Genomic DNA, 23,585 nt, shown 5'->3' with positions numbered 1-23,585 from the left:
TTTTTATGTGGAACTGGTGTGCCAGATGCCAAGGGTAGAATCCGTGTTGGCTTCTTCGCGGGTAAACCCGCTCCCACAGGGGTTTCACCAAGCCTGAGGTCAGTGGAATTCCTGTGGGAGATTGCCCAACCCTTTGGGCTGCGCTTTCGCGCAGAGAACCAATATCGCTCGTCTGACGCGTCCTTTGTAGGAGCAGCCTTGTGCTGCGAAGAGGCCGGTACAGCCAATAGACAGGCTTTGTCAGCCCCGGCCTCTTCGCAGCAGAAGGCTGCTCCTACAGAACCTCGCCGAACCAATGAGTCATGTGTTGTTCAATGAGAGCGGGTTCACCCGCGAAGAAGCCGGTGCAGGTATACCAGTACTCACCGAACCGCCTTGATCGCCAGCACATTGCACAGCGGATGCTCCAGCACATGCGCCGTGGTCCCGCCCAGGAACGTCTGCATGGCATCATGCCGGTGGCTGCCCATCACGATCACATCCGCCCGGCTGTGCCCGACGAACTGGGCAATCGCCTTGATCGCGGCCCCTTCCAGAAAGTGCCTGCGTTCCAGCGGGATCTGGTGGTGGTCGCCCAGCCGGTTGAACGCCGCCCGCTGCGCGGTGCGCACGCTGACATCGAAGCCGGGCATGGTCACCGTGCCAGCGCCGAAGTCGGCAATGTGCGTCTTGGCCGCGTCGCACACATGCAGCAGGTGCAACTCGGCATTGCACTGCAGGGCCAAGGCATGGGCGCAGCGGATCACCTGCTCATCCAGATGCTCGCCTGCGCCATGGCTGTTCAGGTCCACCGCGGCGGCAATCTGCCGGGGCAGGGGCAGGCGGATATCGCTGACCAGGTGCACGGCGACCGGGCTGTCCTTCAGCAACTGCCAGTCCAGTGGCGTTACCAGCAGGCGCTTGAGCACCGGTTCGTGCTGCACATCCTTGATCAGCAGGTCGCAGCCCAGGCGCTCGACCCGTTCCAGCACACTGCTCAACGGGTCGCGGGTCAGCAGCAGTTCGGTAGATACATCCAGGCCGGCGTTGGCCAGTTGCTCGGCTTCGTCCGCCAGCCATTGGCGGTTGTCACTGAGCAGCCGTTCCCGCTCGCGGCTATCGCTCATCAAACCGAAGGTATCGACATCGTCGACGAACACGTTGATATCCAGCAACGCACCGCTGGATTCCGCCAGCGCCGCAGCGCGTTGCAGCGCTGGCGTGTGGCGCATCTGCGGGCCGAGCATGACGAACAGACGCTTGAACTGGCTCATCTCACACCTCCACGTGTGGCAGCCCCCCGGTGATCTGGTCTTGTTCAGTCTAGACCGCGCAGGGCGCATGAGCAGCCTGGCGGAGGCTGGCGCGGCACGGCGTGTCGGGTATGATGCGGGCCCCATCATTTTCACGAGGCCCGCCCCATGTCCCTGAGTGCTGAACAGATCGGCGAATTCCGCGCCTTTGCCGAGCAGCTGGCCGATGCCGCTGCCGTGGCGATCAAGCCATACTTTCGCGCCAGCCTGGACGTCGAGGACAAGGGTGGGCGCCTGTACGACCCGGTGACCGTGGCCGACAAGGCAGCCGAGGACGCCATGCGCGAGCTGATCCAGGCCCGCTATCCCGACCACGGCATCCTCGGTGAAGAAGCCGGCGTGGCAGTCGGCAGCAGCCCGCTGACCTGGGTGCTCGACCCGATCGACGGCACCCGCGCCTTCATCACGGGCCTGCCGCTGTGGGGCACGCTGATTGCCCTGAACGACGGCACGCGCCCGGTGGTCGGGTTGATGAACCAGCCGTTCACCGGCGAACGCTTTGTCGGAACGCCGGAAGGCGCCTGGCGCAGCGGTGCGCCGTTGAAGACCCGCGCCTGTGCCGACCTGGCCTCCGCCACGTTGATGTGCACCACCCCGGACATGTTCGATACCGCCGCGCGCAAGGCCGCATTCGAGGCCGTTGCCGGCAAGGCGCGCCTGATGCGTTACGGTGGCGATTGCTATGCCTACTGCATGCTGGCTTCCGGGTTCGTCGACGTGATCGTCGAGGCGAGCCTGCAGCCATACGACGTGCAGGCGCTGATGCCGATCATCGAAGGGGCGGGCGGGGTGATCACGGCGTGGGATGGCAGCAGCGCGCAGAATGGCGGGTGCGTGGTGGCCTGTGGCGACCCGGCGCTGCATGCGCAGGTGGTGGAGATGTTGCGTCACGCCATGTAACTTGTGCAGCAACTGTGCCGTGCTGTTCGTGGGGCGGTCCACGATCAGCACGGCAGGTGCTGCAAGCTAAATCAATTTATTGCTGATGATGCTGAAACGAGTTCATACAGGTAGGCAAAAGCAGCCTCGGCGTTCGGCCTGTGGCCAATTTTGTCTTGGCTGCCTTCTGTGTAGCCGGTCTTTGCAAGAATAGCGACCAACTCCTTGGCTGTTAGGCAGAGGTTGAATTGTTCGATGCTGTAGGACTGCAGCAGCGCAGCGACGCCGACTACCAGAGGCAGCGCGCTCGAGGTCCCGGCGAACCGTGCTGTGTAATCCCTGGTATGGCTGCTGTCTGGGCTGAAGAGGTCACCATAACCAGTGGTGACCACCCTGGGGCTGCCCCAGGAGTTAACCAGTAGTCCATAATGGTTGTAATTGGAATAGCCCTGAATGCGGCCATCTGAATCTTGACATGCCGCCACCAGGAAAGCGCCACTGTCGCCAAAATCTTCCATCAGGTTCTTTTCAATCAGCCAGGCCAAATCGGAAAGGCCGTTACCCGCCGCCATGAACACGATGCCACCGCGTTCAACCACCGCTTTTATTTTGCTCCACCAACTCCAATAAGCGATGATGGGATAGGCGTCTGCGGTCTGGATATCCAGGCTGACAATATCGCCAGGCAATACATCATCCAGAATGGGCTCCATGGTTGTACCTTTATCGTAATAGATGAAGTTACAGTCGTGCGCAACGCCTTTGATGCCAACACCATTGTCCATGGCTGCAATTACGCCTGTGGAGGCTGTGCCATGTTCCTTGTTGCTCTTGCCATTGGTTGCAATCGTGATGTGCCCTTTCAGGTCTTCATGGTCCTCATATACACCAAAGTCAAGATGCCTTACGGTGGCGTGTGAACCAACCGATTGCCGCCAGGCTTCTCTCACGTTCATGCCCAATTGACCGGTGGCTGATATAGCATCGAGGTAGCCCTGCCTGTGTGTGAAGTCCGGAGTCTGGTCGCTGTTGAGTTCGGTGACTGGCAGCTTCTCAGTCGTGTTATCGAAGTCCGGCGATTTGGCGTTCAGCGAATGAGGCGTTGGTGTCAGGGCTGCATATCTCACGTAGTCCAGCTTGCTCAAAATTTGGGTGATCGACAGCATGTCCGCTATTTCAATTGTTTGCGTGATGCTGTACAGGTCCTGACGACGAACCGGATTTTTTGTCAACTCAAGGTGGCCAACCTTGTCTTGGATGGCGCGCAGCGGGTCGTCTTTGCGGAAGCGTTCCAAACCGTCCGTTTCGAATTGAATTTCAATATAATAGCTGTAATCAGGCGAAGGTCTGAAGTTCTCTTTCGTGGAAAAGTATTTTACGCGTGCAGAGGGGTTGGAGGAGGTGCTGATCGACGGTATTTCTATATCGGTAATCAAAATTTTTTTGGAGATGTGCGCTTCGGTTGTACCATCCTGGTAGGTGATGACTACCTTGCCATGGTATTGATTCTTGGGCTCGTGTTTCACTTGGGTGAACGAGCACCCTGTAGTGAATATTCGTTCTTGCACCTCGCTCCCTGAGGGGATGTCATTTGAATACAGAGTGTATTCTATCGATTTGATGTGTTTGGTTGAGCCCCAGGAAACGAGACCCAAATAGCCCAGCAACCTCAAATGGATAGTATTGTCAAACTTCGCGTGCCTGGAGATTGCAAGTTCTTTTTTCATGTGTATACCAGATGCATTGAGGGGCAAGCAGGCGTCTGCTGCCTTGATATAGATAGCTATTCCATAGAATTCTCTACAGGAAAATTATTAGCCCCTCGAAACAAAGCGTAAACTAGCAAGACTGCGAGGTTGATCTGATGGAGCTTTGAGTGAATGCCTGATGGATTACCGTACGGGCATGACCGGCGCGGCATTTTGCGCAGTCAATCTGCCATCGTACGGCGTCATCCTGACGTATGGCGTATCCACGTGAAGTGAGTTCATCGAGCTCCTCATAATTGGCGCACATAGCACTTTTTCCAATTTCCGGGCTCTATGCTTGGCCAGGCCACACTGATCCACGGTGCGGCCGCCGAATATCGACCCGGTGCCGATGGTTGCAAGCAAGCCAAAACTCTTCCCCCGCCTGCTAATGGCAGGCGCCCTCACATGCCTGTGCGCCTGCACCCAACAGCAGGGCCGCGACGTGCTCGAGCAGTTCGGCAACGGCAAGCCCAGCGAACTGTTCCAGACCAGCGTCGACCGCCTGGCCACGCTGTCCATGCGCGACAACCTGCAGAGCTTGTACCTGCTGATGAACAAGCTGTACCTGCGCAACCCCAACCAGTGGAAGCTGTCCGGCTACGTGGATGCTGCAACTGCCGAGCGGCAGATCCGTATCGCCATCGAGCAACGCCAGCCCTTGCCACAACTAGGCAACCGTCGCGACCTGGCAGCCTTGAGCTACGCCCTGAGCCCCGAGTTTCGCGGTGACCGGGTCGGTGCGTTCATCTACGCCATCGGCAGCATGCTGATTACCGCGCACGGCGGCCGTACCGAGTTCTACATGACCGATACCATCGACCCGCTGTTCGTCAACAACGCGGCCCGCAATATCGAGAAGGCCACCTGGATGTTGAGCCAGCGGCAGGATGCCAATGGTGTGCTGCTGTTGTTCTCCAACGAGATCTCGGAAGAGGGCAGCAACCTGAGTTTTGCCGTGGAGTTCGGCAAGATCGTGGCACGGCTGGACTTGCTGGCGGAGTTGCTGGATGAGCGTTATCGACGAATTGGGTTGAATTATGCGCAAAGCCTGCTGTTGATGAACTTCCTGCCGGTGCAGTGAAGTGAGCGGTGCCGGGTTGCCTGAGCCGTTCGATAAACGAACACTGACCTGTCCTTACTGTTCGCTATCCGCCCATCCATTCCCAAGGTCGCATTGCCCAACCCCCGCCTTTTTGCTTAAGTGTGCCCATCCACCGGTTGTCGCCTGCCCCCGCTACCCGCAACCGGCTCGGTAGAATGACCGTGACGACCGCAGCCACAGCCCGCCGGGCCTTAGGAAGCGGCAACCAGAACAATAACGATCCGGGTAACCTTGTCTATGGAAAGCCGCCTGCTGAGCGAGCGCAGTAGCGTGTTTCATCACGCCGACCCTTATGCTGTGTCCGATTATGTCAACCAGCACGTAGGCCAGCATTGCATCGGTTTGTCTCGCACCACTCATCCGCAAGCCAGCCTCAGCCACCGCAAGTTCGCTGAGCTGGACCTTTGCCGCATCAGCTACGGCGGCAGCGTGCGCGTTACCTCGCCGGCACTGGAAACCATCTACCACCTGCAGGTGCTGCTCAACGGCAACTGCCTGTGGCGCGGGCACAAGCGCGAGCATCACCTGGTGCCGGGCGAGCTATTGTTGATCAACCCTGACGACCCGGTTGACCTGACCTACTCGGAAGACTGCGAGAAGTTCATCCTCAAGGTGCCGACCCGGCTACTGGACTCGATCTGCGACGAACAGCGCTGGCACCGCCCTGATGGCGGGGTGCGGTTCTTGCGCAACCATTACCGGCTGGACGAGCTGGACGGGTTCGTCAACCTGCTGGCCATGGTCTGCCAGGAAGCAGAGGTGAGCGATTCGCTGCCCAGGGTGCAGGGCCACTACAGCCAGATCGTCGCCAGCAAGCTGCTGACCCTGATGAGTACCAATATCCGTCGCGAATGCCTGGGTTCGCCGGGCGCAAGCCTTGAACGGATCATCGACCACATCGACCGCAACCTGAAGCTTGAGTTGACAGCTGAAGCGCTGGCGGAGCAGGCGTGCATGAGCCTGCGATCCTTGTACGCACTGTTCGACCGGCATCTGCAGACCACGCCCAAGCAGTATGTGCGTCAGCGCAAGCTTGAGCAGGTACATGCCTGCCTGGGTGATGCCAGTTGCGCGGTACGCAGCGTTACCGAGCTGGCCATGGATTATGGCTTCATGCACCTGGGGCGGTTTTCCGAGGTGTATCGGCAGCAGTTTGGCGAGTTGCCCTCGGAAACCTTGCGTAATCGGCGCTGAGCCGCATCGGCCTCTTCGCGGGTAAACCCGCTCCCACAGGGCACTGCAGAAAAACCAGCCTGCACAAAACGGATAGCACTGCGCACAAACCGGATATTCCCTCCCGATCCCAATCCCTAACCTGACCAGGTCTAAACAATAACAAGGGAGACCCTGGCCATGTCCCTGGGATTCGACTACCTCAATGCCTTGCTCGAGGACGACCGTGAAAAGGGCATCTACCGCTGCAAGCGCGAGATGTTCACCGACCCACGCCTGTTCGACCTGGAGATGAAACACATCTTCGAGGGCAACTGGATCTACCTGGCCCATGAAAGCCAGATACCCGAGAAAAACGACTTCCTCACCCTGACCATGGGGCGCCAGCCGATCTTTATCGCGCGCAACAAGGACGGTGAACTCAATGCCTTCCTCAACGCCTGCAGCCACCGCGGCGCCATGCTCTGCCGGCACAAGCGCGGCAACCGCTCCAGCTACACCTGCCCGTTCCACGGCTGGACCTTCAACAACAGCGGCAAGCTGCTCAAGGTCAAAGACCCAAGCAACGCCGGCTACCCCGACAGTTTCAACTGCGACGGCTCCCACGACCTGACCAAGGTGGCACGCTTCGAGTCGTACCGTGGCTTCCTGTTCGGCAGCCTGAAGGCCGACGTCAAGCCGTTGGTCGAGCACCTGGGCGAGTCGGCCAAGATCATCGACATGATCGTCGACCAGTCGCCGGAAGGCCTGGAAGTGCTGCGTGGCGCCAGTTCGTACATCTACGAAGGCAACTGGAAGCTAACCGCCGAGAATGGCGCCGACGGCTACCACGTCAGCTCCGTGCACTGGAACTATGCCGCCACCCAGAACCAGCGCAAGCAGCGTGAGGCGGGTGACGAGATCAAGACCATGAGCGCTGGCGCCTGGGCCAAGCAGGGCGGGGGCTTCTACTCCTTCGACCACGGCCACCTGCTGCTGTGGACCCGCTGGGCCAACCCCGAGGACCGCCCGGCCTACGAGCGCCGCGACCAACTGGCCGCCGACTTCGGCCAGGCCCGTGCCGACTGGATGATCGAGAACTCGCGCAACCTGTGCCTGTACCCGAACGTGTACCTGATGGACCAGTTCAGCTCGCAGATCCGCATCGCCCGGCCGATTTCGGTGAACAAGACCGAAATCACCATCTACTGCATCGCACCGAAAGGCGAGAGCGCCGATGCCCGCGCCAAGCGCATTCGCCAGTACGAAGACTTCTTCAACGTCAGCGGCATGGCCACCCCCGACGACCTGGAAGAGTTCCGCTCGTGCCAGACCGGCTACGGCGGCGGTACCGGCTGGAACGACATGTCCCGCGGCGCTGAACACTGGGTGGAAGGCGCCGACGAGGCGGCCCGGGAAATCGAACTCAAGCCGCTGCTGTCGGGCGTACGCACCGAGGACGAAGGCCTGTTCGTGCTGCAGCACAAGTACTGGCAGGAAACCATGATCCAGGCCTTGAAGGATGAACAGCAACTGATCCCCGTGGAGGCCGTGCAATGAGCCTGTATGCAACCGTGCGCGACTTCCTTTTCCGCGAAGCGCGTTACCTGGATGACGCCCAGTGGGATCAGTGGCTGGAAATGTACGCCAGCGATTGCACCTTCTGGATGCCGAGCTGGGACGATGACGACACCCTCACCGAAGACCCACAAAGCGAAATCTCGCTGATCTGGTACGGCAACCGTGGCGGCCTGGAAGACCGGGTGTTCCGCATCAAGACCGAGCGCTCCAGTGCGACCGTGCCCGACACCCGTACCTCGCACAACATCAGCAACATCGAGATCGTCGAGCAGGGCGAGGGCAGCTGCCAGGTGCGCTTCAACTGGCACACCCTGAGCTTCCGCTACAAGACCACCGACAGTTACTTCGGCACCAGCTTCTACACCCTCGACCTGCGCGGCGAGCAGCCGCTGATCAAGGCCAAGAAGGTGGTGCTGAAGAACGACTACGTTCGCCAGGTCATCGACATCTACCACATCTGATCCAGGGTTTTGCGAGTGCTGCCCGGTGCGTCCTGCGACGTACCGTGGCCCGGCTCGCCCGCGAGGTGCAACATGAGCTACCAGATCGCACTGAATTTCGAAGACGGGGTTACCCGCTTCATCGAGGCCACCGGCCATGAAACCGTGGCCGACGCCGCATACCGCCAGGGCATCAACATCCCGCTGGACTGCCGCGACGGCGCCTGCGGTACCTGCAAGTGCAAGGCCGAGTCCGGCCGCTACGACCTGGGCGACAACTTCATCGAAGATGCCCTGAGCGAAGATGAAATCGCCGAAGGTTACGTACTGACCTGCCAGATGCGCGCCGAGAGCGACTGCGTCATCCGCATCCCGGCCTCGTCGCAGCTGTGCAAGACCGAACAGGCCAGTTTCGAGGCCGCCATCAGTGATGTCCGCCAACTGTCGGCCAGCACCATTGCTCTGTCGATCAAGGGTGAATCCCTCAGCCGCCTGGCCTTCCTGCCGGGGCAATATGTCAACCTCAAGGTGCCGGGCAGCGAGCAGAGCCGAGCCTATTCGTTCAGCTCGCTGCAGAAGGACGGCGAGGTCAGCTTCCTGATCCGCAACGTGCCGGGTGGGTTGATGAGCAGTTTCCTGACCAACCTGGCCAAGGCCGGCGACAGCATGACCCTGGCCGGGCCGCTGGGCAGCTTCTACCTGCGGCCGATCCAGCGCCCGCTGTTGCTGCTGGCCGGTGGTACCGGCCTGGCGCCGTTCACGGCGATGCTGGAGAAGATCGCCGAGCAGGGCAGCGAGCACCCACTGCACCTGATCTACGGCGTGACCAACGACTTCGACCTGGTCGAACTCGACCGCTTGCAGGCGCTGGCGGCGCGCATCCCCAACTTCACCTTCAGTGCCTGCGTGGCCAACCCCGACAGCCAGTACCCGCAGAAGGGCTACGTGACCCAGCACATCGAACCGCGCCACCTCAACGATGGCGATGTGGATGTGTACCTGTGCGGCCCGCCACCGATGGTCGAGGCGGTCAGCCAGTACGTGCGCGAGCAGGGCATTACACCGGCGAACTTCTACTACGAGAAGTTCGCGGCGGCGGCCTGATTTCCTTCATCCGAACATAACACCGCTTCTGTGGGAGCGGGTTCACCCGCGAAGAGGCCGGCAGGTACAGCGGTTTTGTCTTGTTGGACGCATTCGCGGGTAAACCCGCTCCCACAGGGACCGCGGGCTAGCGGAGATTTGCATATGAACAACCGATTCCAAGGCAAGGTCGCCCTGGTCACTGGTGCCGCCCAGGGCATCGGCCGTGGCGTGTGCTGGCGGCTCAAGGCCGAAGGCGCGCAAGTGATAGCGGTAGACCGCTCCGAACTGGTTCACGAACTGGCCAGCGAGGGCATGCTCACCCTCACCGCCGACCTGGAACAATATGGTGACTGCGCCAGGGTCATGGCCAACGCGGTTGAAGCGTTCGGCCGCCTCGACATTCTGGTCAACAACGTTGGCGGCACCATCTGGGCCAAGCCCTTCGAACACTACGAAGTGGACCAGATCGAAGCCGAAGTACGCCGTTCGCTGTTCCCCACCCTGTGGTGCTGCCATGCCGCACTGCCATACATGCTCGAACGTGGCAGCGGCGCCATCGTCAACGTCTCGTCCATCGCCACCCGTGGCGTCAACCGCGTGCCCTACGGCGCAGCCAAGGGTGGCGTCAACGCGCTGACTGCGTGCCTGGCCTTTGAAACCGCCGGCCGTGGCATCCGGGTCAACGCCACTGCTCCCGGCGGCACCGAAGCGCCACCCCGGCGCGTACCGCGCAACAGTGCCGAGCAGACCGAACAGGAAAAGCACTGGTACCAGCAGATCGTCGACCAGACCCTCGACAGCAGCCTGATGCACCGCTACGGCAGCATCGACGAGCAGGTGGGCGCAATCCTGTTCCTGGCTTCCGACGAAGCCTCGTACATCACCGGCGTGACCTTGCCGGTAGGGGGCGGCGACCTCGGCTGAGCGACACCCCAAGGCAAAAAGCTTTCTTTCACAACAAAAACAAGAGCGACAGATGCCATGCGAACCCTTGACGTACACCCGATCATCGATAACGCGCGCTTTACCCCGTTCCACTGGATGGTCATGGCCTGGTGCGGCCTGCTGCTGATCTTCGACGGCTATGACCTGTTCATCTACGGCGTGGTACTGCCGGTCATCATGAAAGAGTGGGGCCTGACCCCGTTGCAGGCCGGTGCACTGGGCAGCTATGCGCTGTTCGGCATGATGTTCGGCGCCCTGGCGTTCGGCAGCCTGGCCGACCGCATCGGGCGCAAGAAAGGCATCGCCATCTGTTTCGCCTTGTTCTCCGGGGCAACCATCCTCAACGGGTTTGCCAGCAGCCCGAGCGAGTTCGGCATCTACCGCTTCATTGCCGGCCTGGGCTGTGGCGGCCTGATGCCCAACGCCGTGGCACTGATGAACGAGTACGCGCCCAAGCGACTGCGCAGCACGCTGGTAGCGATCATGTTCAGTGGCTACTCGCTGGGCGGCATGCTCTCGGCGGGTGTCGGCATCTTCATGCTGCCGCGTTTTGGCTGGGAATCGATGTTCTTCGCCGCAGCGGTGCCACTGCTGTTGTTGCCGGTAATCCTGTACTACCTCCCTGAATCGATCGGTTTCCTGGTACGCCAGGGCCGTACCGACGAGGCCCGCAAGCTGCTCAAGCGGCTGGACCCGGATTGCGACGTGCAGGCGGACGATGTGCTGCAGGCGGCCGACCGCAAAGGCAGCGGGGCTTCGGTGCTGGAACTGTTTCGCAACGGCCTGGCCATTCGCACCCTGGCGCTGTGGCTGGCGTTCTTCTGCTGCCTGCTGATGGTCTACGCGCTCAGCTCCTGGCTGCCGAAGCTGATGGCCAACGCCGGCTACAGCCTGGGCTCGAGCCTGTCGTTCCTGCTGGCGCTGAACTTCGGTGGCATGGCCGGGGCGATTCTCGGTGGCTGGCTGGGCGACCGTTACAGCCTGGTCAAAGTCAAAGTGGCGTTCTTCATCGCCGCCGCGCTGTCGATCAGCCTGCTGGGCGTCAACAGCCCGATGCCGGTGCTGTACCTGCTGATCTTCATTGCCGGCGCCACCACCATCGGCACGCAGATCCTGCTGTATGCCGGCGCCGCCCAGCTGTACGGGCTATCGGTGCGTTCCACCGGGCTGGGCTGGGCCTCGGGCATCGGCCGCAACGGTGCCATCGTCGGCCCGCTGCTGGGTGGTGCGCTGATGGGCATCAACCTGCCCCTGCAGCTCAATTTCATTGCTTTCGCCATCCCTGGCGCAATTGCCGCGCTGGCCATGGCCGTGCACCTGGCCAGCGGCCGTCGGCACGCCCAGGCGGTTGCGGCACAGGCGTAACTCCAGAAAAACAACATGAGGTAAACCACCATGACCGTGAAAATTTCCCACACTGCCGAGGTACAGCAGTTCTTCGAAGAGGCCGCAGGCTTTGGCAACGATGCCGGCAGCCCGCGCCTGAAGCGCATCGTGCAACGCGTGCTGCAAGACACCGCGCGGCTGATCGAAGACCTGGACATCAGCGAAGACGAGTTCTGGCATGCCGTCGACTACCTCAACCGCCTGGGTGGCCGCGGCGAGGCCGGGTTGCTGGTGGCTGGGTTGGGCATCGAGCACTTCCTCGACCTGCTGCAGGATGCCAAGGACCAGCAGGCAGGCCTTGTCGGCGGCACTCCCCGCACCATCGAAGGCCCGCTGTACGTGGCCGGCGCGCCGATCGCCGAAGGTGAAGTACGCATGGATGACGGTAGCGAAGAGGGCGTGGCCACGCCGATGTACCTCGAGGGCCAGGTGCTCGACCCACAAGGGCGGCCGTTGCCTGGGGCCACGGTCGACCTGTGGCATGCCAATACCCGTGGCACCTATTCGTTCTTCGACCAGAGCCAGTCCGAGTACAACCTGCGCCGGCGCATCATCACCGATGGCGAAGGCCGCTACCGCGCGCGCTCCATCGTGCCGTCCGGGTATGGCTGCGATCCACAGGGGCCGACCCAGGAGTGCCTGGACCTGCTCGGCCGTCACGGCCAGCGTCCGGCGCATGTGCACTTCTTCATCTCGGCACCGGGGTACCGACACCTGACCACGCAGATCAACCTGGCCGGAGACAAATACCTGTGGGATGACTTTGCCTATGCCACGCGGGATGGGCTGGTGGGCGAGGTGGTGTTCGTCGAGGGCGAGGCGGGGCGACATGCCGAGTTGAAATTCGACTTCCAGTTGCAGCAGGCCCGGGGCGGTGCCGATGAGCAGCGCAGTGGGCGGCCGCGGGCGTTGCAGGAGGCCTGATCCACCCAGTTGTCTTCTTCGCGGGTGAACCCGCTCCCACAGGTACGGCGCAAATGCTGGAACCTGTGTAGTCCCTGTGGGAGCGGGTTTACCCGCGAAGAAGGCAACACAAGAACAAGAGCCGGTCACTTAGCCCGGCCAGATGCCTTGCGAGAGGTGCCATGAAAACCCTGATCAAGGACAGTTCACTGTCCGCCATCGTCGCCGGCTGCATCGCCACGATGATCTCCTACGCAGGCCCCTTGGTGATCATCTTCCACGCCGCAGAAGCCGCCGGCCTGTCCCATCGGCAACTGTCCTCCTGGGTCTGGGCAGTGTCCATGGGCAGTGCCGTACTCGGCGCGCTGCTCAGCCTGCGCTACCGGGTGCCGGTGGTGATCGCCTGGTCGATCCCTGGCTCGGCGCTGTTGGTCACCGCCTTGCCGCAACTGGGTCTGGAACAGGCCGTTGGCGCCTACCTGGTAGCCAACCTGGTCCTGCTGCTGATCGGCATCAGCGGGGCCTTCGACCGTATCATCGCGCGCCTGCCGGGCTCCATCGCCGCCGGCATGCAGGCCGGCATCCTGTTCAGCTTCGGCATCGAGGTGTTCCGCGCCTTGCCGGTGCAACCGCTGCTGGTACTGGCGATGTTCGTCACCTACGTGCTGATGCGCCGGGTGCAGCCGCGCTACGCCGTGGCGGCGGTGCTGTGCGTGGGCACGCTGGTGACCGTGGCCAGCGGGGCGTTTCGCAGCGAGGCATTGGTGCTTGAGCTGGCGTCGCCGCAGTGGGTCACCCCGCAGTTCAGCCTGGCAGCGGTATTCAGCCTGGCACTGCCGCTGGTGCTGGTGGCCCTTACCGGGCAGTTCATGCCGGGCATGGCAGTACTGCGCAACGCCGGCTACCCCACGCCGGCCAGCCCGATCATCAGCGCTAGCGCCCTGGCCGGTGCCGTGCTGGCGCCGTTCGGTTGCCACGGGCTGAACCTGGCGGCGGTCACCGCCAGCCTTTGCACCGGGCATGAGGCCCATGAAAACCCACGGCGGCGCTATGTCGCGGCGGTGGCTGGCAGTGCGCTGTACCTGCTGCTGGGTATCGCCGGGGCCACGCTGATGTCGCTGTTTGCAGCATTCCCCGCCGCCCTGATCGCCGCCCTGGCCGGGCTGGCCCTGTATGGCGCCATCAGCGAAGCCCTGGCCCGCAGCCTGGCGGAACCAACCGAGCGCGATGCCGGGCTGTTCACCTTCCTGGTCACCGCTTCGGGGGTGGCCTTCCTGGGCCTGTCGGCAGCTTTCTGGGGCCTGCTGTTCGGCCTGCTGAGCCATGGGTTGCTCAGGCTGCGCCAGCCACGTGCTCGGGAGGTGCTGCGCCGTACCCCATGAACCGCCGTGCTTCCAACGCTTTACCCATAAAAACAAGATCAAGAGAGCTTCGGAATGAACCACACCCCTTGCGTCGCCCTGGGCCTGACTTTGCTCAGCCAACCGTTGCTGGCCGCCGAAGGCGGCTTCTTCGAAGATTCGAAGGCCACCCTGAGTGCCCGTAACTACTACTTCAGCCGCGACTTCTCCGACATCGTCGGGGCCAACCGGCAATCCAAGGCCGAGGAGTGGGCCCAGGGCTTCATCCTCGACTTCAAGTCGGGCTACACCCCGGGCACGGTCGGCTTTGGCATTGATGCCCTGGGCCTGCTGGGCATCAAGCTCGACAGCAGCCCCGATCGCACCAATACCGGGTTGCTGCCGGTGCACGGCGATGGCCGCGCCGCCGACGAATACAGCCGCATCGCGCCCACCTTCAGGGCCCGGCTGTCCAAAACCGAATTGCGCGTCGGCGAACTGCAACCCAACCTGCCGGTGCTGACCTTCAGCGACATCCGCCTGTTGCCACCGACCTACCAGGGCGCCAGCCTGAGCTCGGCGGAAATCGACGGCCTGACCGTGCAGGCCGGGCACCTGAAAAGCACCCACCTGCGCAACGAAGGCGGCGACGGCAAGATGAACGCCATGCTCGGCCATGTGCCGATCCGCCAGGTAGAAAGCGACGCCTTCAACTACCTGGGCGGGGACTATGCGTTCAATGCCAACCAGAGCAGCGTCAGCCTGTGGTATGGCCAGCTGGAGGACATTTACGAACAGAGCTTTGTCGGCCTCAAGCACAGCAAGCCCCTGGGCAACTGGGTGCTCAGTGCCAACCTGGGGTATTTCACCGCGCGCGAGGACGGCGATGCGTTGCTCGGCAACATCGACAACCAGGCGTTCTTTTCGATGTTCACTGCCCGGCATGGCGGGCACAGCTTCCATGCCGGCTACCAGGGCATTTATGGCGACAGCCCCTTCCCACGGGTGTTCGCCAACATCTCGCCGCTGGGTAACGAAGTACCGACCTATGAGTTCGCCTACACCGACGAACGCTCGTACCAGGTGCGCTACGACTACAACTTCGCTGCCATGGGCGTGCCGGGGTTGACCGCGACCGTGCGCTACATTACCGGTAACAATGTCGACACCGGGCTGGGTTATGAAGGACGCGACCGCGAGCGCGACCTGGACATCGGTTACGCCGTGCAGGGCGGGGTGCTGAAGGGGCTGGGGATCCGGGTGCGCAATGCCATGGCCCGGTCCAACTACCGCAGCGACATCGACGAGAACCGTTTGACGCTGGTGTACACCTGGCAGTTGTTCTGACGCATCCACAGGTTGCCAGCGGGACCTTTGTGGGAGCGGCTTTAGCCGCGAACACCGGCGCAGCCGGTGCCATGCACCGCGTTGGATTCTTCGCGGCTAAAGCCGCTCCCATAGGGTATGCGGAGTGCTTGCAATGTCAGTTATCTACGCGACAGCGCAGCCCAAAGGGCTGGGCCATCTCCCACAATGAAAGCCCATAACCAAGGGAATTGCGCATCAGGGCTGGATGAAGGTAGCTTCTGGAAACCACCTTTTCAGGAATGCCACCCTTGGACTCCATCACCCAGGCCGTACTTGGCGCGGCCTTGCAAGGTACCCTGCTCGGCCGCATCCAGGGCCGCCGCTCACTGTTGTATGGTGCGGCGCTGGGCACGCTTCCCGACCTGGACGTGATCATCCGCTACGCCGACCCGGTGTCGCAGATGACTTACCACCGCGGCTTTTCTCATTCCCTGTTCGTGCTCACCGGGCTGGCCTTGCTGCTGGCCTGGCTGGTCAACAAGTGCTGGCCAGGCAAAGGCTATACCTTGCCCAGGCTGTTCCTGGCGTTCTGGCTGGTGCTGGTCACCCACCCGTTGCTCGACGCCTTCACGGTCTACGGCACGCAGTTGTTCTGGCCCTTGCCGGCCACCCCGGAAAGCTGGGCGGCGGTGTTCATCATCGACCCGGTCTACACATTGCCGCTGCTGGCCGCGGTGATCTACGCAAGTATCAAGGGGCTGACAAGCAAGGCGGTGCAGCTAATGACCTTGGCCTTGCTCTTCAGCGCAGCCTACCTGGGGTTCGGCCTGGCCGGACGCATGGCGGCCGAGCAGCGGTTCCAGGCTGCCCTCGACCGCCAAGGCATCGCCGTCAGCCAGGTGCGTGCCGTGCCGATAGCGTTCAACAGCCTGGTCTGGCGGGTGCTTGCCAAGACCCCGGATGGCGATTACTACGAGGGCATCAGCAGCGGGTTCGACCAGCACCCGCCAGAAATGCAACGTTTGCCGCGTAATCTTCAACTGGCGCAAGCGCTGGCCGGGCACCCGTTGCACCAGCGCTTGCGCTGGTTCACCGATGACTGGCTGCGCTACGACCAGGTCGGCGATGCGCTGGTGGTCAGCGACCTGCGCATGGGCATCCCGGGTAACTACACGTTCCGCTTCAACATGGCCCACCGAGACAGCCAGGGGCACTGGATTGCCGATGTGCCATCGCTGTGGGAGGGTGCCGGGCCAGGCGCGGCGTTCAATGGCGACGACCTGGTGCTGATCTGGCGACGGATCGTCGAGCAGCAGCCACCTTTGCCGCTGGCTGCCTGGACCGATCGCTACCTGGGGCCTGCCACAGTCGAGCGCGGGCGCTGAGGCGTGCGTTCAGCCGGGCTGGACCTGGTCAAGTGGACGGCGATGCTGACCATGGTCGCCGACCACCTGCGTTTTCTGTGGCCTGATGCCGATGGCTTGTTCGTGGTTGGCCGGTTGGCGTTTCCACTGTTTTGCCTGGCGATTGCGGTGAATGTGGCGCGCACCAGGTGCGGGACGCTCTATACCCGCGGCAACCTGCGTTATCTGGGGCTGATGCTGGTGTTCGCGGTGCTGTCGGAACCTGCGTACCGTTGGCTGGACAGTGGTTCTTCAACATTCAGCGTGATGCCGACCCTGGTGTTGGGGTTGCTGGTTGCCTGGGGTGTGCATCATCCGTTGATCTCGGCGCGCGTGCTTGGCTTTGCCGGTCTGCTTGCAGGGTGGCTGTTCAGCGAACAGCTGATGTACGGGCTGCCGGGGGTGATGCTGCCGGGCGCCTGGTTGATGGCCCGGCGCAAGGAAGGGGCGGCCTGGTTGTTGCCCAGCCTGTTGGCCATGGCTGGGAACCTGACCAACAGTTGGTTGCGGGAACATCTGTTGGCTCCCATTACCGTGCTGACGCTGACTGCTGCAGCCTTGGCCATTCCGGTCGGATTGCTGTTGCTGCGTCATGATGATTGGCGGGTGCCAGCAGTGGGACGTTGGGGCTACCTGTTCTATCCCGTGCATTTATTGGTGATCAAGGTCTTCGCTTGATCGCTCTCGACAGTCCTGCTTGCATTTCACAAATCCATACCTATCTAAACCAGCCGCACCAGACCCAGGAACCACCCATGGAACCCAACCGCTTCGGCGACATCGCCGCCTTCGTCAGCGCCGCGAGGGCCGGCAGTTTTACCGCCGCCGCCGCCACCTTGGGCCTGACGCGCTCGGCGGTGGGCAAGAGCATCGCTCGCCTGGAGGCGCGCATGGCCGTGCGCTTGCTCAACCGCACCACGCGCAAGCTGAGCCTGACCGACGAGGGCCTGGTGGCCTACGAGCGCTGGCGGCAGATTCTGGACGACCTGGACGAGGTGGAAAGCACCATGGCCCAGCGCCGTGGCAAGCCCACCGGCACCCTGCGCCTGACAGCACCCCTGTCGTTCGGCCAGCGCCATGTGCTGCCGATTCTCGACCGCTACCTGAACCAGTGGCCCGAGCTGCGCGCGGATATACGCTTCACCGACCGTTTCGTCGACCTGGTCGAGGAGGGTATCGACGTTGCGGTGCGTATCGGTGTACCGAAGGAAGACTCGCAACTCTTGACCCGTACGGTGGCCTGGCAGCAGTTCGTCACCTGCGCCTCTCCCGCATACCTGGACGCACGCGGCGTACCACAGGTGCCCGGCGACCTCTACGGCCATGACAAGATCGCCTTCCTGGCCGGCGAAAAGGTCATGCCGTGGCGCTTTCATACCGAAGCGGGGCTGCACCTGTGCGAAGACCCCGGGCGGCTGAACATCGACAGCTCCGAGGCGATGCTCGCTGGCGCCCGGGCGGGTTTCGGGCTGGTTCACCTGCCCACCTACATCACCGGCGACGACCTGCGCGCCGGCACCCTGGTGGAGGTGCTGCAAGCCTATCGGCCACCGGCGGACCCGATTCGCATCGTCTACCCAAGCAAGCGCCACCTGTCGCCGCGGGTACGCGGCTTTATCGACCTGCTGGTAGCCAGCTGGGAACCGGGCGTGCCCTGGGAAGACTGATTGGGGAATGGCAGGCCCCTATGCCGGGCCTGAAGCCGGGTTTATCACTGGCTGCGCAGCAGGGAAACTGGCAGTCACTGATAATCCCTGTGGAGACCCCATGACTGCACTGTCCGTACTGGACCTGGTCATGATCGGCGAAGGCAAGACCTTCGCCGACGCGATCGAAGAGTCCCGCCAACTGGCGCGCCATGTCGAGCAACAGCACTACAGCCGCTACTGGATCGCCGAGCACCACGACATGCCGGGCATCGGCTCGGCCGCCACGTCACTGGTCATCAACGAAATCGCCAACGCCACCCGGCATATCCGCGTTGGCGCCGGTGGCATCATGCTGCCCAACCACGCGCCGCTTGTTGTGGCCGAGCAGTTCGGTACGCTCGACACCCTGCACCCTGGCCGCATCGACCTGGGCCTCGGCCGTGCGCCGGGCAGCTCCGGGCCTACCGTGCGCGCCTTGCGTGGTGCTGCGCCAGAGCGCGACTTCAGCCAGGACATAGCCGAACTGCGCGACTACCTGGCTGACAATGGCAAACGGCGGGTGCGCGGCGTGCCTGGCAAGCATGACATACCGGTGTGGATTCTCGGCTCCAGCCTGTTCGGTGCCGACCTGGCAGCGAAACTGGGCCTGCCCTATGCCTTCGCCTCGCACTTTGCCCCGCGCTACCTGCTGCAGGCCATTGCCCATTACCGGGCCAACTTCCAGCCTTCGGCACAACTGGCCAAGCCGTATGTGATGGTGGGCATGAACCTGTTCGCCGCCGACAGCGATGCCGAGGCGGATTACCTGGCCAGCTCCCATCGCAAGTGGATGCTGGACTTGCACGTCGGGCGCGTCGGCCTGTTGCCCAAGCCGCAGGAGGGCTATGTCGAGAGCCTGCCGGACCATGAACGCGAGGTACTCGAGCAGGTGATGGCCTGCACCGTGGCCGGCGGGCCGGACCGGGTAAGGGAAGGGTTGCGCACGCTGATCGAGCAGACCGGTGCGGATGAACTGATGATCGACTGCCGCATCCACGACCCGCTGGCACGGCAGCGTTCGCATGCCTATGCCGCGCAGGCCCTGGCGCAGCTGGGTTAAAGCTACCGGCCTCTTCGCGGGTAAACCCGCTCCCACAGCGGTTGCACAGGCTCTGGAGTCATGGGCAATCCTGTAGGAGCGGGTTTACCCGCGAAGAGGCCAGAACAGGAGAACGATCAGCTACGGGCCAACCGCCCACTCACATAATGCGCCACATCATTGAACCCCGGCGTCGATGCATGCCCCGGCGTGACCAGCGAATCAATGAACGCTTCATCCTCCGCGGTAATCTTCACCGCCAGCGCCCCGCCATAGGTATCCCACTGTTCTTCGGTCCGCGGCCCGACAATCGCCGAACTGACCAGCCGATTGTTCAGTACCCAGGCAATCGCGAACTCGACGATACCCACGCCCTTGGCTTCCACATAGGCCTGGATCTGCCGGGCAATGGTCAGCGACTCCTGGCGCCATTCCACCTCCATGATGCGCTTGTCCTGGCGCCCGGCACGGCTACCGGCATCCGGCACCGCCCCCGGCGCATATTTGCCGCTGAGCACGCCCCGCGCGAGCGGGCTGAATGGCACCACGCCCAGGCCATGGGCGGCCGCAGCGGTAAGCTGCTCCGGTTCGGCCTGGCGATTGACGATGTTGTACAGCGGCTGGCTCACCACCGGCCTGGGCACGCCCAGGCGCTCGGCAATGTGGCACGCCTCGGCGATGCGCCAGCCGCGGAAGTTGGACACGCCCCAGTAGCGGATCTTGCCTTGGCGCAGCAGGTCGCCGATGGCCTGCACGGTTTCCTCCAGCGGCACCTTGTGGTCTTCGCGGTGCAGGTAGTAGATATCCAGGTAGTCCATGTCCATGCGCGTCAGCGTGGCATCGAGGGCATTGAAGATGTGCTTGCGCGACAGGCCGCTGCGGTTGGGAAGGCCATCGGCCGGGCCAAAGCCGACCTTGCTGGCCACGATCCAGTCATGGCGATGGCGGGCCACCGCTTCGCCGACGATTTCCTCCGCACGTCCGGCGTTGTACACGTCTGCAGTGTCGATGAAGTTGATGCCCTGGTCCCAGGCCTTGTCGATGATGCGCAGGGCGTCCTCGGTGCTGGTCTGCTCGCCGAACATCATGCTGCCCAGGGTAAGGGCGGAAACCTGCAGGCCACTGTGGCCGAGGGGGCGGTAGATCATGCGCTTGGGTCCTTGTGCGGTCGGCTGATCTACCCGTTTTACACACAACCTGGGCGCAATGAAAGGCAGCCTCAACCGATCAGCGCCAAGGCCTCCTGCAAGGTCAACGGGCGCTTCAGGCGTTGCGACAGCGTCGCCATGGCATCGGAATAGCCCTTGGCGACAACTGCCTCGACCCGCTCATCCACGCATTGCAAGGCAATGAAGTCGCCTTTTTCCGGCTCGCCGACGAACTCGATACGGTTCCAGTCCCGCGCGTGGCCCAGTACTTCGTAGGTGCGGCCGTGCTGGTAGGTCCAGAAGAACGGTACGTCGGCGTAGCGGCGCTGCTCGCCGAGCATGTTGGCCGCGGCGATCACCCCATGTTGCTGGGCCAGCCGCCAGTGTTCGATACGCACCGGGCGCCCGCTGAGCGGGAAGGTGGCGATATCCCCTGCGGCCCACAGGCTATCTGCAGCACGCATTTCAGCGTCGACTTGCACCGACTTGTCTTCGGTCAGCAGTACGCCCTGAATGAACGCGGTCGCAGGTCTTACCCCGGTACCCAGCAGCACCAATGGCGTCTGTAGCCGCTCACCGTTGGCCAGCAGCACGGCCTCGACCTTGCCCTGGCCCTCGATCCGTTCGACCTCGGTAGGGCCGTGGAAGGTGACCCCCTTGCGTTCGTGCAACTCGCGGATGCTACGGCCAATGCGCTCGCCCAGTTGCCGGGCCAGGGGGACCTCATGGCGGGTGATCAGGTGCACCTGCACGCCGTACTTGCGCAAGGCCGACGCGGCTTCCAGGCCGATGAAGCCATCGCCGACGATCACTGCCGGCTGGCCGGGCTCGGCAGCATCCAGCAGGTGCGCGGCATCCTCCCGTGAACGCAGGGTAAATACCCCAGGCAGGTCGACGCCCGGGATATCGGGCCGCAGCGCCTTGCCGCCGGTGGCCAGCAGGCAGGCGTCGTAGTCGATCTGCTGGCCGTCGGCCAGGGTGACCTGGCGTTTCTGGGTGTTCAGGGTGCGCACCTTGCCATGCTTGCGCTCCAGCTGGCCCTTGCGCAGAGCATCGGGCTCGAGCAGGGCCGGTACTTCATCAGGCGGCATCTGCCCGGCGATCACGAATTTGCTCAGGGAAGTACGATCGTAGGCAGGTTGGCGCTCCTGATCGATCCAGACCAGGCGGCCGGCAAAGCCATGGGCCAGCAGGGTGGAAACTGCGGCACTGCCCGCGGCACCAGCGCCGACCACCACGAAACAGCGGGCGTCGCTGTGGCGGGGCGGCTCGGTTCTGGGCAGGGGTTGGTCGTCGACCCAGACCTCGTCGCCCTTGACCCAGGTTTTGTAGCGGCGCAGGTCGGCCAGGGCCGGCGGTTCGCAGACCGCGCCCTCGTCCACAGCGAACGCGGCCTTGTGCCAGGGGCACACCAGCAGGCCGCCGCACACCACGCCTTCATTGAGTGGCGCGCCTTCGTGGGGGCAGTTGCCCTGGTAGGCGTGCACCTGGTCGCCCTGGCGGATGAGGATGATCTCCTCGCTGCCGGCCTGGACGCGCAGGGGGCGGTGTTCGTCGAGTTGGGCCAGGCGGGCCACGGCGTGCTGGGTCATGGGGGTTCTCCAAAGGGACCTTTGGAACCATTTGACGCCTGGGCTGGGGAGGGGATGCGTTGAGCTGACGATCGGTGGAGGGTGTGGATTTTATGTGGCCTGGGCTGGCCTCTTCGCGGGCTTGCCCGCTCCCACATGGATCCCACCATCTTCGAGTTGGTGGTGATCCTGTGGGAGCGGGTTTACCCGCGAATGCCTCAACTGGCCCTTGCAGTACTCAGCGCGCCAGCCCGGGTAACCCGCAAGGCCACCAGGCTACCCAGCACGATCAACGCCGCCAGCGAATACAGCGCAGCATCGGTCGAGCCGGTCTGGTCCTTGATGAAACCGACCAGGTACGGGCTGAGGAAACCGGCCATCTGGCCCACCGAGTTGATGATCGCAAGGCCCGCGACAGCCGCGCCGGCGCTGAGCAGCGCGGTGGGCATAGGCCAGAACATCGGCAGGCCGGTGAGCGCGCCCATGGTGGCGATCGACAGGCCGAGGATGGCAATGGTCGGGTTGCCGGCGAAGTTCACCGCGATCAGCAGGCCGATGGCGCCCATCAGCATCGGCACCACAAGATGCCAGCGGCGCTCGTTGCGCAGGTCGGCAGAACGCCCGCAGAGGATCATGAACACGCCGGCCAGCAGGTACGGGATGGCGCTGAGCCAGCCGATCAGCAGCGGGTTGTCGAAGCCCATGTTCTTGATGATCGACGGCAGCCAGAAGTTTATCGCGTACACACCGCTCTGGATGCAGAAGTAGACAAAGCCGAAGGTCCAGATCAGCGGGTTGGTCAGCACGGCGAGCACGCCGTCGCCGGTGGTGCTCGGCTTGCTGGCGGCATCGGCGTCCAGGTCGGCGGCGATCAGCTGACGTTCGGCCGGGCTCAGCCAGGCGGCTTTCTGGTAGCCGTCACTGAGCAGGAACACCGCCAGTACACCCAGGGCAACGGTCGGCAGGCCCTGGATCAGGAACATCCATTGCCAGCCGGCCAGGCCGTGCTGGCCGGCGGCGAAGTGTTGGAGGATCCAGCCGGAGAATGGCCCGCCGAGCAAGCCCGAAACCGGGATCGCCGACATGAACAGCGCCATGATGCGGCCGCGGCGGGCCGCCGGGAACCAGCGCGAAAGGTACAGCACCACGCCCGGGAAGAAGCCGGCTTCGGCGGCGCCGGTCAGCAGCCGCAAGGCGTAGAACTCGGTGGGCGTGGTGACGAACAGCAGGCAGGTGGAGAGGCTGCCCCAGGCGATCATCATCAGCGCGATCCAGCGCCGCGGGCCGAAGCGGTTGAGTGCCAGGTTGCTCGGCAGGCCGCAGAGCACGTAACCGATGAAGAAGATGCCGGCGCCAAGGCCGTACACCGTTTCGCTGAACTTCAGGGCGTCGAGCATCTGCAGCTTGGCAAAGCCGACGTTGACGCGGTCCAGGTAGTTGAACAGGTAGCAGATGAAAATGAACGGAATCAGCCGCAGGGTGATGCGCCGGTACAGCGCGTTGCGGGTGGTGTCCGTGCCTTGGTCAGGGGCGGGGCTGTATGCCATGATCGGGTTCTCTGTTGTTATGGT

20 protein-coding genes are annotated in these 23,585 nt (G+C 63.0%); 15 read left to right on the top strand and 5 right to left on the bottom strand.

From position 1 onward, the window contains the following. Positions 1–362 precede the first annotated feature (362 nt). A complete protein-coding gene (locus E5221_RS14660; protein WP_013972683.1) occupies positions 363–1,253 on the bottom strand; it encodes a universal stress protein in 891 nt (296 codons plus the stop codon). Positions 1,254–1,400: 147 nt separating this feature from the next. On the opposite strand from E5221_RS14660, the gene hisN reads away from it, so the two are divergent. Then, positions 1,401–2,192 carry a histidinol-phosphatase gene (gene hisN, locus E5221_RS14655; protein WP_247845867.1) on the top strand — a complete coding sequence of 264 codons (792 nt, stop codon included), beginning with the start codon at positions 1,401–1,403 and terminating at the stop codon, positions 2,190–2,192. Positions 2,193–2,263: 71 nt separating this feature from the next. On the opposite strand, the gene E5221_RS14650 is transcribed toward hisN, so the two are convergent. Next, positions 2,264–3,898, bottom strand: coding sequence for a S8 family serine peptidase (locus E5221_RS14650; protein ID WP_247845866.1), 1,635 nt, complete (start codon positions 3,896–3,898; stop codon positions 2,264–2,266). 373 nt (positions 3,899–4,271) lie between these two features. On the opposite strand from E5221_RS14650, the gene E5221_RS14645 reads away from it, so the two are divergent. From E5221_RS14645 to E5221_RS14580, 14 genes are all read left to right on the top strand, one after another. Then, the gene (locus E5221_RS14645; protein ID WP_247845865.1) at positions 4,272–5,003 is read left to right on the top strand and encodes a hypothetical protein; all 732 of its coding nucleotides are present in this window, start codon (positions 4,272–4,274) and stop codon (positions 5,001–5,003) included. A 258-nt stretch (positions 5,004–5,261) separates the two neighbouring features. Further along, entirely contained in the window at positions 5,262–6,218 is a 957-nt protein-coding gene (locus E5221_RS14640) for an AraC family transcriptional regulator (protein ID WP_182329327.1), read from the top strand. Between the two features lie 159 nt (positions 6,219–6,377). Then, positions 6,378–7,736 (top strand): benzoate 1,2-dioxygenase large subunit, encoded by a 1,359-nt coding sequence (gene benA / locus E5221_RS14635; protein WP_039613617.1) that lies wholly within the window; start codon positions 6,378–6,380, stop codon positions 7,734–7,736. Beyond that, a complete protein-coding gene (gene benB, locus E5221_RS14630; protein WP_013972678.1) occupies positions 7,733–8,218 on the top strand; it encodes a benzoate 1,2-dioxygenase small subunit in 486 nt (161 codons plus the stop codon). The genes benA and benB overlap by 4 nt, the downstream gene beginning before the upstream one ends. 72 nt (positions 8,219–8,290) lie before the next feature. Continuing rightward, complete coding sequence (benC, locus tag E5221_RS14625; protein WP_013972677.1) at positions 8,291–9,301, top strand: benzoate 1,2-dioxygenase electron transfer component BenC; 1,011 nt, start codon at positions 8,291–8,293, stop codon at positions 9,299–9,301. Between the two features lie 144 nt (positions 9,302–9,445). Then, the gene (locus E5221_RS14620) at positions 9,446–10,207 is read left to right on the top strand and encodes a 1,6-dihydroxycyclohexa-2,4-diene-1-carboxylate dehydrogenase (RefSeq protein ID WP_013972676.1); all 762 of its coding nucleotides are present in this window, start codon (positions 9,446–9,448) and stop codon (positions 10,205–10,207) included. A 57-nt stretch (positions 10,208–10,264) separates the two neighbouring features. Beyond that, the gene (locus E5221_RS14615) at positions 10,265–11,593 is read left to right on the top strand and encodes an aromatic acid/H+ symport family MFS transporter (RefSeq protein WP_182329325.1); all 1,329 of its coding nucleotides are present in this window, start codon (positions 10,265–10,267) and stop codon (positions 11,591–11,593) included. A 30-nt stretch (positions 11,594–11,623) separates the two neighbouring features. Next, positions 11,624–12,538, top strand: coding sequence for a catechol 1,2-dioxygenase (catA, locus tag E5221_RS14610; protein WP_061551245.1), 915 nt, complete (start codon positions 11,624–11,626; stop codon positions 12,536–12,538). Positions 12,539–12,699: 161 nt separating this feature from the next. Further along, positions 12,700–13,899, top strand: coding sequence for a benzoate/H(+) symporter BenE family transporter (locus E5221_RS14605; protein ID WP_182329324.1), 1,200 nt, complete (start codon positions 12,700–12,702; stop codon positions 13,897–13,899). Between the two features lie 54 nt (positions 13,900–13,953). Then, a complete protein-coding gene (locus tag E5221_RS14600; RefSeq protein ID WP_247845864.1) occupies positions 13,954–15,204 on the top strand; it encodes an OprD family porin in 1,251 nt (416 codons plus the stop codon). 269 nt (positions 15,205–15,473) lie between these two features. Next, positions 15,474–16,550: a metal-dependent hydrolase gene (locus tag E5221_RS14595; protein WP_061551242.1), complete on the top strand. Its 1,077-nt coding sequence runs from the start codon at positions 15,474–15,476 to the stop codon at positions 16,548–16,550. Positions 16,551–16,553: 3 nt separating this feature from the next. Further along, positions 16,554–17,246 (top strand): TraX family protein, encoded by a 693-nt coding sequence (locus tag E5221_RS14590; RefSeq protein WP_082810560.1) that lies wholly within the window; start codon positions 16,554–16,556, stop codon positions 17,244–17,246. 77 nt (positions 17,247–17,323) lie between these two features. Beyond that, positions 17,324–18,235 carry a LysR family transcriptional regulator gene (locus E5221_RS14585; RefSeq protein ID WP_182329322.1) on the top strand — a complete coding sequence of 304 codons (912 nt, stop codon included), beginning with the start codon at positions 17,324–17,326 and terminating at the stop codon, positions 18,233–18,235. Between the two features lie 100 nt (positions 18,236–18,335). Beyond that, positions 18,336–19,316: an LLM class flavin-dependent oxidoreductase gene (locus E5221_RS14580; RefSeq protein ID WP_054573268.1), complete on the top strand. Its 981-nt coding sequence runs from the start codon at positions 18,336–18,338 to the stop codon at positions 19,314–19,316. A 116-nt stretch (positions 19,317–19,432) separates the two neighbouring features. Here E5221_RS14580 and E5221_RS14575 read toward each other — a convergent pair whose 3' ends face one another. The 3 genes from E5221_RS14575 to E5221_RS14565 all read right to left on the bottom strand — a co-directional run bounded on the left by E5221_RS14575 (position 19,433) and on the right by E5221_RS14565 (position 23,561). Continuing rightward, complete coding sequence (locus E5221_RS14575; RefSeq protein ID WP_054573269.1) at positions 19,433–20,443, bottom strand: aldo/keto reductase; 1,011 nt, start codon at positions 20,441–20,443, stop codon at positions 19,433–19,435. A 71-nt stretch (positions 20,444–20,514) separates the two neighbouring features. Then, positions 20,515–22,035 (bottom strand): FAD-dependent oxidoreductase, encoded by a 1,521-nt coding sequence (locus E5221_RS14570; RefSeq protein WP_247845863.1) that lies wholly within the window; start codon positions 22,033–22,035, stop codon positions 20,515–20,517. A gap of 197 nt (positions 22,036–22,232) precedes the next feature. Continuing rightward, on the bottom strand, positions 22,233–23,561 hold the full coding sequence (locus E5221_RS14565) for an MFS transporter (protein WP_015270371.1): 1,329 nt from the start codon (positions 23,559–23,561) through the stop codon (positions 22,233–22,235). Between the last annotated feature and the right edge of the window lie 24 nt (positions 23,562–23,585).

The organism is Pseudomonas sp. A2 (assembly GCF_023100865.1).
GTDB lineage: Bacteria > Pseudomonadota > Gammaproteobacteria > Pseudomonadales > Pseudomonadaceae > Aquipseudomonas > Aquipseudomonas asiatica.
The sequence above is the reverse complement of the archived record's forward strand: the minus strand, read 5'-3'. Positions and strand labels throughout refer to the sequence as shown.